We start from the raw sequence: 11281 nt of genomic DNA, 5'->3' as shown, positions 1-11281 counted from the left end.
TTCACTTGCTAAACGCACGGCATATTCTTGTCCCATGCCCGAGGATGCACCAGTTATTACGGCAACCTTACCTTGGTGTTTCTTTTGATTCATTATTTTAAATCCTCTTTATTTTGTATATCTGATCAGAGAACATCTGAGATCCCTCGCCAGGCATTCTATTAGTAGGTTATTGAACGCAGATCGCTAATTTCCTCGCTGCTATTGCCAAAATCAGCCCGAAATCAATTGGTAAAAGCTCACTACTTAAAATTTTTGTCAATTTTCTAATAATCTATACAAAGACTTCAATTGAAGTCAAATGCTCTTTACGTATAGGTTTAATAGCTTTTAGGCATGAATGAAAAAATTGAGTTGCGTCAACTGAGATATTTTGTGGCGGTGGCAGAAGAATTAAATTTTGGTCGAGCAGCAACCAAACTAAAAATCACTCAGCCTTCCCTCAGCAGACAAATTCAGAAACTAGAACGAGAATTAGCCGTCAAACTAGTTGAACGTATCCCACCCCAAATTAAATTAACCCCATCGGGTGAACTTTTTTTGGTAGAAGTTCGGCAAATCTTGGCGGGGGTAGATCGAGGAATTAAAGTTGCTCAAAAAGCGAGTCGTGGCGAAATCGGACAACTAAAAATTGGCTTTCAAGGTTCGGCAGTTTACGATATCATCCCCAATTCCATCAGTGCTTTTCGGGAAAGTTTTCCTGCCGTAGAGGTAGCAATCCAACCCATGAGAACTGAAGCTCAAATCGAGGCGATTGAAAATGACGATCTCGATCTCGGTTTTGTAGTGCCACCGATCGATAACAGCAACATAGAAGTAGAAATTATTTTTCAAGAACCAGTTGTCGTAGTGTTGCCCGAAAATCATCCCCTGGCAACCGAAACAGAACTAACGATCGCAGCTTTAGCAGATGAGCCTTTGATCTTGGCTTCTCGCGATCGCGGTTGTGGTTTATTTGAGGAAATTTTTAATTTATACTATCAAGCAAATTTACGACCAAATGTTATCTACGCAGCCAGAGAAATGCAAGTCATGTTAGGTTTTGTAGCTGCGGGAATGGGTATTTCTTTACTACCTGCTTACGTTCAGAATCTTCAAAGACTAGGTGTTGTTTATCGCAATCTCAAACCCAATCCACCATTAGTTGAATTAGCGATTGCCTGGAAACCAGACAGTAATCAGCCTATCCTAGAAGCATTTTTAGAAATTATTAAACAGCAAAGTCGAGCATCGTTCAATCAGTTGTGATATCTCTCAATTTAGCCAGTTTGACTATTTTTTTTACGACAACGTCAGTTCGATGGAGTTAAAAAACAGCAGATAAAGCTTTTCAAATAACCTGAGTTCGGGATAAGAGAATTATTCAAAGAGAATAGTTTTTAGGAATAACTAATGTCATTTAATTTTATAGTTATTCTAATTTGAGCGGGAACAGACTCAATCCATTTGTATGCAGACTAGTCTATTCCCCCTCCAGGGGATGAGTATTTTTTCTTCAGCCAAACTACGCTACCATCAGTCATGGAATCTGAAATCGGCTTAAAACCTCTTATGTGCTGCCGATTGCGTCCTTAGCAAATAGTAAATCTTTCCGATACTTGTTCGCGGTAATTTTCTGATAGTGAAAGGAGAATCAACAACATGGCTTATGAATTACCATCTCTTCCTTACGATTACACTGCTCTAGAACCAGCAATTTCTCAAAGTACTCTCGAATTTCATCATGACAAACACCATGCAGGTTATGTCAATAAGTACAATAATGCTGTTAAAGGAACAGAATTGGATAACAAACCCATCGAAGAAGTCATCAAAGCGATCGCTGGAGATGCCAGTAAAGCAGGATTATTTAATAATGCTGCTCAAGCATGGAATCATACTTTTTATTGGCAGTGTATGAAACCCAATGGCGGTGGTACACCTGGAGGAGAATTGGCAAAAAAAATTGAGGCTGACTTTGGTAGTTTCGATAAGTTTGTCGAAGCTTTCAAAAATGCAGGTGCAACTCAGTTTGGTAGCGGTTGGGCTTGGTTAGTTTTAGATGGAGATACTCTTAAAGTCACCAAAACCCTTAATGCCGATAATCCACTAGCTAGCGGACAAGTACCCCTATTAACAATGGACGTTTGGGAACACGCCTACTATCTCGATTATCAAAATAAACGCCCTGCTTATATTGATGATTTTCTCGGTAAATTAGTTAACTGGGATTTTGTGGCTGAAAACTTAGCTGCTGCCTGAAGATTGTAGTAGATCTATCTGTTGTGACGAGCTAGTTTATTTGCTCGTCCCATAGGGATACGGCTTCGCATATAAGTAACAAGTAGCAAGTAGCAAGTAGCAAGTGTCCTAAGACAACTGCTTATTGCTACAAATTACCTATGGATATCAAAATATTCGCTGCTAATAATTAAACATTGAATCTAGAAAAACATGACTGAATTCAAACGCTCCCAAAATCCCAGCATTCCTCAATGGCAATCCCGCAAAATGAGACGAATGATTATCGATCGCTGGCAAGAAACTTGGACAGTTGTTGAGACGAAAAATAAACGACTTCGCCGTAGCTCTTAGCTTGAATAAAACTTAAAAAACTTCATCGAGTCATTAAGAGCGATTGCGAAATTAGTCGTCTATCACGGACACCGCTATACATAAAGGCATCGCTCCTGCTTGAATACTGTCATTTTTTTTGAGCAACAATTCTTATGAAGCCTAGTTATCCTCATATTATTCTCTCTTTTGACTATCGTGGCTGCAAGGTAGAAATAGACCGCGACGAATTTGATGGGCATTGTATCTATGCAGCTTGGGTAAATCACGACCGAGGTTGCGCTGTTGCAGTTTCAAGTGCAATGACTACAAGAGATGCAATTCGCCGAGCCAAAAGTTGGATTGATCGCAGATATTGATTTTATTTCGCTTTTAATTTGATTGATGGTAGCGAGATATTACACTAATTGTTTTCATACCATAGAAAATTAGCTATGTAAAGCTTTATACGTTTTTTGTTTCAAAAAGTAACTTTGGTCAAAATATGTTTACAATATGACTAGCGTTATCAAACATTGACGCTTTTCATTCAATTGCTCGATAACTTATTGGAAGGTCATCTATGTCATTTACTATTGACTCAGCACGCAACATATTTCCTAATACTCTATCTGCTGATGCTGTACCAGCACTAATTGCCAGATTTAACCAGCTTAGTGCCGAAGATCAGCTAGCTTGGATCTGGTTTGCTTACTTAGAAATGGGCAAAACCATTACCGTTGCTGCTCCTGGGGCTGCTAATATGCAATTTGCCGAACTGACTCTTGATGAGATCAAAAAAATGAGTTTCCAAGAACAGTCTCAGGTAATGTGTGATTTAGCCAACCATGCAGATACGCCCATTTGCCGTACCTATGCCACTTGGACTCCCAATATCAAACTGGGTTTTTGGTATCGACTAGGAGAATGGATGGAACAGGGAATAGTCGCTCCCATTCCTGAAGGATACAAGCTTTCTGCTAATGCCAATGCCGTATTACAAACTCTGATGGGTTTAGATTCGGGTCAACAAATTACAGTGTTACGTAACACAGTAGTAGATATGGGATTCGATACTTCTAAGATGAGTAACTTTACCAGAGTTAGCGAACCCGTTGTTCCTCCCACAGAGATGTCGAAGCGAACTAAAGTAGCTATAGCTGGCGTGACTAACCCAACTGTACTTAGCTACATGAACTTATTGAATGCTAATGATTTTGATGAGCTAATCAAATTATTTGCAGCCGATGGTGCATTGCAACCACCTTTCAAAAGACCAATTGTGGGCAAAGATGCGGTACTAAAATTTTTCAAAGAAGAATGTCCCAATCTTAAGTTAGCCCCCGAACGTGGTGTTTCCGAACCAGCAGAAGATGGTTACACTCAAATTAAAGTAACAGGTAAAGTGCAAACTCCTTGGTTTGGTGCTGGAGTTGGGATGAATATGTCCTGGAGATTTTTGCTTAATTCAGAAAACAAAATTTTCTTTGTGGCGATCGACTTGCTAGCATCTCCCAAAGAATTACTCAATCTAGCTCGTTAATTGCTTAATATATTTTTCAAATAGCTTTTGTCAATTAATTGCAATAAAAATTTACATTAGCTATAATCTAGATAGAAATAATTAGCAATAATCTGAATCTATTTGAGGTCATCATCATGGAAAATCAAGATAACAAATTTGGTTTTACTCAATTTGCCGAAGCTTGGAATGGTCGCTTAGCAATGCTTGGTTTTGTGATTGCAGCAGTCACCGAATATTTTACTGGTCAAGGCATTCTCAGTCAGATAGGCTTAATGTAAGGTTCTCTGGAAAATCTACATCGATTTAACTTTACCTTTCTGACAAAAAAAGCAATTTTTTAATAGCAGCCAAACTCTTGGTTTTTTTGAGAGTTTGGCTGTTTTTTTTGATTGGTTTTAATGATAAAATTTTAGTCAATAAAATAAACAAATGTATTAAATCAGAATTAATTATTAATGTTAGAAGTTCACCAAAACCAATTATCTGCAATGGAGGAAACAATAGCAAAGCAAGCTTTGCAAACAGCCTATCACAGAGAAATTTCTGCTTTGATAACGACTATTCGCGATCGCGCCAAGACAGTTACAGAATTAGAAGATTTATGGTACCTTCACGATTTATTGAGTACCAAAAGATATGAAATAGACGGTAAATACGCCTACGATGATTCTACTTTAGTATTTGATTTTGCCCGATTGGTCAAAGAAGGATGGCTGAATCTTAATGATTTAGAGGGGTTATCTCCAGAAATACGCTCAAAAATCTCTATTTTAGCACGGATGTGAAGAATATGACCGTGAGAAGGACTACTTATATTTAAAACATATTACTTTATAATTCTTCAACTAAAAGAACGCTCTTTGCTAAATGTCGATTAGGAAAGAGCGTTCTTGGCTTTTTAATAATTAGGTATATGATAAGGCGGAGAAAGCTGTCAAAGCTAACGCCTAAACAGCAACTAGTTAAACGTATTTTTGCTTTACAAGTTTACGCTACTACAAGAGAATTGCCTTCAATGGCAAACTTGTTTGCCTTCCAACCACTCAAACCACCTTGGAGTTCGGCAACGCTTTCGTATCCAGCAGCACGAAGTTGTTCGGCAGCTTCTTTAGTTTGTTCATCAGTTGCACCATAAACATAAATATCGCGAATCAATTCGATATTCATTTGGACTCGATTGACTAACTCATCCATAGGCAGAGAAATTGCACCAGAAATGTGACTCTTATTAAAAGCATCTCGGCTTCTAACATCAATGATAGTTAAGGCTGGTTCTCCCCAATCAAGACGTTTCTTTAAATCGTAAGGGGTAGAGTTTGGTTGAAGTTTTATGTTGAAGAGAGTAGTCATAACTGGTGTTGAAGATTTTATTTGTGCTTACATTGCAAAGTGTAACAAAAAATTAATTTGTGTGCCATTTTGTAAAGAAAACCTGACAAATATTTAATTCTAGTGTCTTTCGTCACAAGAATATTCGAGCGATCGCTCAATAACTAACGACTAAAGATCGAAAAAAGCTTTAACTACATCCTGATGTCTTTGAAGCTCAAAACCTAATTTGGTGCAGAGATGCTGCATAGTGGTATTCTCCGTTAAGATTTCAGCGTTAATTCGACTTAATTGTTCCTGACGACCAATATCAATTAGAGAATAAAGTAATTCCGAACCCAAACCAAGACCTTGTTCGCGATCGCTGACTAACATCCCAAATTCTGCTTCGTTAGTACCATAAATTTTGCTCAGGCGACCTACACCCAAGATTTCCTGTTCTCCCGTATCGGGATTGTGATAATCTGCCACCAAAGCCATTTCGCGATCGTAATCAATAAAACAGATGCGGGTTAATCTTTCGTGGGCCACTCTAGCCTGTAGCCCGATCGCATGAAAATATCGTAAATAAATACTTTCTGCCGAAACATACTTATGGAAGTTAACGATTAGGGGTTCGTCTTCAGGACGAATCGGACGAATGGTTATTTGTTTGCCATCGTTTAATGTCCAGGGTTTTACATATTGGCTGGGATAGGGACGAATAGCAACGCGGGGTAAATCTTGCTCCCTTCGATCTCCATCGTGTAATATCACGCGGGCATCCAAAGCTAATAAACGATCTTCAGACACCAGTAAAGGATTAATATCTATTTCTTTAATCCAAGATTGCTCTACTACTAGCTGACTAAAACGCACCATTAATTTAGTCAATGCGGTTAAATCTACGGCTTTGTTGCCTCTAAAGCCTTTTAAAGCTTCATAGATGCGAGTTTGCTCCATCATTCTTTTAGCTAGAGTTGTGTTTAAAGGCGGTAAAGCCAATGCCCGATCTTGAAATACTTCGACTAACTGTCCTCCCGTACCAAATAACAAAACAGCACCAAATTGTTCGTCGATACTGCTACCGATAATTAATTCATAACCATCAAGTTTGACCATTGGTTGTACGGTGACACCGAGGAAATCCCTATCTTGTAGGGGCGCATCGGGATGCGCCTTTACGGATTGTTGAATTAAGTTAAAGGCATCCCGAACCGCATCGGCGTTGTTGAGGTTTAGGTGTACGCCACCAACATCTGTTTTATGGGTAATGGTTTCGGAATGGAGTTTGAGAACCACGGGATAACCAATTTCCGAGGCTAATGTTACAGCTTCTTCTGGATTAGTAGCTATCTTAGTTATGACAGTAGGAATATCATAAGCATTGAGTAATTGCTTTGATTCATATTCTGTTAGCAGATTGCGCCCTGTATTTTTAACCCTCTCTAATATTGCTGCTGCTTGGGTGCGACGGTTAGTACCCCGATTATCTTCTGCTAGTAAGGGAGTTTCGTATAAACCCTTCAAATTATAGCTATAGTTCCACATCAAATTAAACAGATGGGCTGCGGTATCGGGATAAGGCATAGTATAAATTCCCGCACGGTTGAGTATTGCTTCTCCTTCCGCTATATTTTCTCCCCCCATCCAGCTTGCCAATAAAGGTTTGCCCTTGAGGTCTTTAACCGTATTCTGTAATTGAAAGGCTATTTTGGTGGCGTCGGTCATGGCTTGAGGAGTCAAAATAACCAATAGCCCATCGCTGTTGGGATCTGCTGCTGCTATTTTGAGAGCTTGGGTATAACGTTCTGCTGTAGCATCTCCCAAGATATCAATAGGATTGCTACGACTCCAATGGGTAGGCAAGATTTGATCTAACTTAGCAATGGTTTCGGGAGATAATTCCGCTAACGTTCCCTGTTTTTTAACTAACGCGTCCGTGGCTAATACCCCTGGTCCTCCTGCATTGGTCAAGATAGTTAGTCTTTTACTTCTGGGACGGGGTTGTTTGGCCAACAACTCCGTCATATTAAATAGGTCTTCAATGGTATCAACTCGCAACACGCCACAACGACGAAATGCTGCATCGAGAACTTCATCGCTACCTGCCAATGTTCCTGTATGGGAAGCTGCTGCCTTAGCTGCTGCCGAAGTACGACCGCCTTTGATAACTATGATTGGTTTAGTTAAAGCAACTTCTCTAGCTGCGGAGAGGAAAGAACTAGCATCCCCAATCGATTCCATATAGATAGTAATACTTTTGGTGGTGGGATCGTCGCCAAGATAATTAATTAAATCTCCCCAACTAATATCCAACATCGAACCAATGGAAATAAAGGCGCTAAAGCCGACATTTTCCCGCCAACTCCAGTCCAAAATAGAGGTGCATAATGCCCCACTTTGACTGATGAAACCCACGTTGCCAGGGCGTGCCATAGTGCCAGCAAAGGTAGCATTCAAACCATGATGGGGATTCATGATTCCCAAACAGTTAGGGCCAATAATTCTAATTTTATGGTGACGGGCTGCGGTGATAATTTGCTGTTCTAGTTCAATCCCCACCGTACCGATTTCTTTAAACCCTGCCGAAAGAATAATTACACCCCATACTCCCATTTCTCCGCATTGGCGAATGACGTTGGGTACTGTGTGGGCGGGGGTGGCAATAACTGCCAGGTCTATTTTTTCGGGGACAACAGCGATATTGGCATAGGCTTTAATTCCCAAAACACTATCTCGTTTGGGATTAACAGGATATATCGTCCCGCCAAAAGGATTGCTAATCAGATTCCACAGTAAAGTTCTGCCAACACTACCAGGGCGGTCGGTCGCCCCAATTACTGCTACGGTTTTGGGTGTGAAAATAAAGTCGAGGGGTCGCCGTTGATAGTTAGCAATTTCGCGATCGCGATCGACAGTGAAGTTAAGAGAGGTAGTCATAATTATGGTTGGTGGTTCGTCTTGATATCACTAGGCGGTCAGGGTTTCGAGGAAACCTCGAACACTACGATTATTCAGGGCGAGGAAACCTCGCCGAATCTCGCGCTCAAACTACGCCCACTAAAAAATACTGATTTGCGACTGAAGAAAGTCTTTAGGGCATATCGTTCGTTCAAAGCGATCGATTATTGTTTATGAGTTACGAAGAACAATCAATGAGAAACAAATATTTTTCTATTCAATTGTAATCAAAAATTTTTCTAAATAATGTCTTCAATTTAGCTTTTAAACTTTGATTAATTTCTCATCTAAGACAGTTTGGTAATGGGCGACACTAAAATCGGTTTATCATTATCTTTTTTCGCCTAATATTGCGATCGCTAATTAAAGACTAAAACAATTTTTTGGTTGTTTATTTCAATAAGTAAATTATTTTTAAGTAAGTTGTAGTTATAGCTAAACTTAGGAACAAATAGCACTATAGCTACAGTATTTACACTGAAAAACCGCCAAAACAAGATTTAAGTAGTCATCCAAAATTAATTTTACAGTTAGGATTGGTTAAGGGAAAAAGGGATTAGGTCATGGGTAATTAATTTTGCCCAAGTACTTAACTTTATTTTAAAGAAAATCTATATTTGCTACTTGAGAAACTGCAATTAATAGTGTAAATAAATGTACTCAAATGTACTCAAGTAAATAAATTAAACTTAAAAAAAAAACTCAACTAGCTCAAGCTAACTATTGAGATTTTTTTTGTTATATTAATAGGTAGTTAAGCAAGTTAAAAAATTACTCCAATATAATCCGAGCGCAAATCTAGGAGGTGTCCCTAATGTTGCAACAGTGGAAAGGCTTCGTTTCAGGTAAATGGACGGAAGAAATTAATCTCCGCGACTTTATTCAACAGAATTATACGCCTTATGAGGGGGATGGCTCATTTTTAGCTAGCACCACCGAAGTTACCCATCAGCTTTGGGAAAAGGTAAAAGACTTGATGGCGATAGAACGAGAAAAAGGGATTTTAGATACAGATACTAAAGTGCCTTCTTCCATTACTGCCCACGCAGCAGGTTATATCGATCAAGATTTAGAAAAAATTGTCGGCTTGCAAACCGATAAACCCCTCAAACGGGCAATTATGCCTTTTGGTGGCATTCGAGTAGTTAAAAGTTCTCTCGAAGCTTATGGCTATCAATTAGACGAACAAACTAAAGAAATTTTTACTAAGTACCGTAAGACTCATAACGATGGTGTCTTTGATGCCTATACTCGCGAAATGAAGTTGGCACGGCATTCGGGAATTATTACAGGCTTGCCCGATGCTTACGGTAGAGGTCGGATTATCGGCGACTATCGGCGGGTAGCTTTATATAGTTGCGATCGCTTGATTGAAGACAAACAGCAACAATTACTCTCTTTAGAAGTAGATACTATCGATGAAGAAGTAATTCGCTTGCGGGAAGAAATTTCCGAACAAATTCGCGCCCTTAAAGAATTAGTACAAATGGCTGCGGGTTATGGTTGCGATATTGCTCGACCTGCCAGCAATGCAGTTGAAGCAATCCAATGGACTTATTTTGGCTATCTCGGTGCGGTTAAAGAACAAAACGGCGCAGCCATGTCTTTGGGTCGAGTTTCTACTTTCCTCGATATTTATTGTCAGCGGGATTTAGCTAACGGTGACGCTACGGAAGCCCAAATTCAAGAACTTATCGACCACTTCGTAATGAAGTTGCGGATCGTGCGTTTCTTACGCCATCCTGCCTATAATGAACTCTTCTCTGGCGATCCTACTTGGGTAACCGAATCAATCGGCGGTATGGGAGAAGATGGTAGAACTTTAGTTACCAAAAATAGCTTCCGCTTCCTAAATACCCTTTATAACTTAGGCCCAGCGCCCGAACCCAATTTAACCGTACTTTGGTCGGAAAAACTACCCAAAGGATTTAAAAACTTCTGTGCTAAAGTCTCGGCTGATACCAGTTCCATCCAGTATGAAAATGATGACTTGATGCGTGGCTACTACGGCGACGACTATGGAATCGCTTGCTGCGTATCGGGAATGCGGATCGGCAAACAAATGCAATTCTTTGGCGCAAGGGTGAATTTAGCCAAAGCATTACTCTATGCCATCAACGGCGGTAAAGACGAAAAAGCTGGTCAACAAATCGCCCCGATGTTTGCACCTATAACTTCGGAATATTTAGACTATGAAGAAGTTACTGCAAAATTTGACTTAATGATGGGTTGGTTGGCAAAACTCTATGTCAATACCCTCAATGTCATTCACTATATGCACGATAAATATTGCTATGAAAGGCTAGAAATGGCTTTACACGATCGCGATGTTTATCGGACAATGGCTTGTGGGGTAGCTGGATTATCGGTAGTGGGGGATGCACTCTCGGCAATTAAACACGCTAAAGTTAAAGTAATTCGTAACGACGACGGTTTGGCTGTAGATTACGAAATTGAAGGAGATTATCCTAAATTTGGTAACAACGACGATCGCGTCGATAAAATTACCGCTAAAGTTGTGGAAGACTTTATGAACAAAGTTCGCCAACATAAAACCTATCGCGGTGCAGTACCTACCCAGTCCATCCTTACTATTACCTCCAACGTGGTTTACGGTAAGAAAACAGGCAATACTCCCGATGGACGTAAGGCAGGTCAACCCTTTGCCCCTGGTGCGAACCCTATGCACGGAAGAGATACCAAAGGTGCGATCGCAGCTTTAGAATCGGTAGCGAAACTACCCTACGAACACGCTCAAGATGGTATTTCCTATACTTTCTCCATCGTTCCCGAAGCCTTGGGTAAAGGGGAAGATAATAAAACCAATAACCTCGCAGGAATGCTCGATGGTTACTTCCACGATACAGGACACCATATTAATATCAACGTCCTCGATCGCGAAACTTTAATTGATGCGATGGATCATCCCGAATTGTATCCCCAATTAACCAT

General features: G+C 40.0%; 10 protein-coding genes. 8 read left to right on the top strand and 2 right to left on the bottom strand.

Features of this window, described 5'->3' with window-relative positions; translation table 11 throughout:
- Window positions 1-336 precede the first annotated feature (336 nt).
- From AC33VI_RS11970 to AC33VI_RS11940, 7 genes are all read left to right on the top strand, one after another.
- Window positions 337-1248, top strand: coding sequence for a LysR family transcriptional regulator (locus AC33VI_RS11970; protein ID WP_491782494.1), 912 nt, complete (start codon window positions 337-339; stop codon window positions 1246-1248).
- A 393-nt stretch (window positions 1249-1641) separates the two neighbouring features.
- Window positions 1642-2241 (top strand): superoxide dismutase, encoded by a 600-nt coding sequence (locus AC33VI_RS11965; RefSeq protein ID WP_491782493.1) that lies wholly within the window; start codon window positions 1642-1644, stop codon window positions 2239-2241.
- A gap of 192 nt (window positions 2242-2433) precedes the next feature.
- Window positions 2434-2574 carry a hypothetical protein gene (locus AC33VI_RS11960; RefSeq protein WP_491782492.1) on the top strand — a complete coding sequence of 47 codons (141 nt, stop codon included), beginning with the start codon at window positions 2434-2436 and terminating at the stop codon, window positions 2572-2574.
- A 134-nt stretch (window positions 2575-2708) separates the two neighbouring features.
- Window positions 2709-2912 carry a hypothetical protein gene (locus tag AC33VI_RS11955; protein ID WP_491782491.1) on the top strand — a complete coding sequence of 68 codons (204 nt, stop codon included), beginning with the start codon at window positions 2709-2711 and terminating at the stop codon, window positions 2910-2912.
- A gap of 203 nt (window positions 2913-3115) precedes the next feature.
- The gene (locus tag AC33VI_RS11950; protein WP_491782490.1) at window positions 3116-4075 is read left to right on the top strand and encodes an orange carotenoid-binding protein; all 960 of its coding nucleotides are present in this window, start codon (window positions 3116-3118) and stop codon (window positions 4073-4075) included.
- A gap of 116 nt (window positions 4076-4191) precedes the next feature.
- Window positions 4192-4335: a high light inducible protein gene (locus tag AC33VI_RS11945; protein WP_491782489.1), complete on the top strand. Its 144-nt coding sequence runs from the start codon at window positions 4192-4194 to the stop codon at window positions 4333-4335.
- 177 nt (window positions 4336-4512) lie between these two features.
- Window positions 4513-4842, top strand: coding sequence for a hypothetical protein (locus tag AC33VI_RS11940; protein ID WP_491782488.1), 330 nt, complete (start codon window positions 4513-4515; stop codon window positions 4840-4842).
- Window positions 4843-5044: 202 nt separating this feature from the next.
- Here the strand turns inward: AC33VI_RS11940 and AC33VI_RS11935 are convergent, their stop codons facing one another.
- Both AC33VI_RS11935 and AC33VI_RS11930 read right to left on the bottom strand, forming a co-directional pair.
- The gene (locus AC33VI_RS11935; RefSeq protein ID WP_491782487.1) at window positions 5045-5407 is read right to left on the bottom strand and encodes a rhodanese-like domain-containing protein; all 363 of its coding nucleotides are present in this window, start codon (window positions 5405-5407) and stop codon (window positions 5045-5047) included.
- 150 nt (window positions 5408-5557) lie between these two features.
- Window positions 5558-8308 carry a bifunctional acetate--CoA ligase family protein/GNAT family N-acetyltransferase gene (locus AC33VI_RS11930; RefSeq protein WP_491782486.1) on the bottom strand — a complete coding sequence of 917 codons (2751 nt, stop codon included), beginning with the start codon at window positions 8306-8308 and terminating at the stop codon, window positions 5558-5560.
- An 835-nt stretch (window positions 8309-9143) separates the two neighbouring features.
- On the opposite strand from AC33VI_RS11930, the gene pflB reads away from it, so the two are divergent.
- A partial coding sequence (pflB, locus tag AC33VI_RS11925; RefSeq protein WP_491782485.1) for a formate C-acetyltransferase occupies window positions 9144-11281 on the top strand: 2138 nt, incomplete at its 3' end.

The sequence above is a fragment of the Waterburya sp. genome, assembly GCF_058530065.1.
Note: the sequence above shows the minus strand (reverse complement) of the source record. Positions and strands in the feature narration are given on the sequence as shown.

Excerpts from the sequence above, each read along its gene's own strand:
- AC33VI_RS11970 (WP_491782494.1), top strand. The coding sequence starts at position 337 with ATGAATGAAAAAATTGAGTTGCGTCAACTGAGATATTTTGTGGCGGTG.
- AC33VI_RS11965 (WP_491782493.1), top strand. The coding sequence starts at position 1,642 with ATGGCTTATGAATTACCATCTCTTCCTTACGATTACACTGCTCTAGAA.
- AC33VI_RS11960 (WP_491782492.1), top strand. The coding sequence starts at position 2,434 with ATGACTGAATTCAAACGCTCCCAAAATCCCAGCATTCCTCAATGGCAA.
- AC33VI_RS11955 (WP_491782491.1), top strand. The coding sequence starts at position 2,709 with ATGAAGCCTAGTTATCCTCATATTATTCTCTCTTTTGACTATCGTGGC.
- AC33VI_RS11950 (WP_491782490.1), top strand. The coding sequence starts at position 3,116 with ATGTCATTTACTATTGACTCAGCACGCAACATATTTCCTAATACTCTA.
- AC33VI_RS11945 (WP_491782489.1), top strand. The coding sequence starts at position 4,192 with ATGGAAAATCAAGATAACAAATTTGGTTTTACTCAATTTGCCGAAGCT.
- AC33VI_RS11940 (WP_491782488.1), top strand. The coding sequence starts at position 4,513 with ATGTTAGAAGTTCACCAAAACCAATTATCTGCAATGGAGGAAACAATA.
- AC33VI_RS11935 (WP_491782487.1), bottom strand. The coding sequence starts at position 5,407 with ATGACTACTCTCTTCAACATAAAACTTCAACCAAACTCTACCCCTTAC.
- AC33VI_RS11930 (WP_491782486.1), bottom strand. The coding sequence starts at position 8,308 with ATGACTACCTCTCTTAACTTCACTGTCGATCGCGATCGCGAAATTGCT.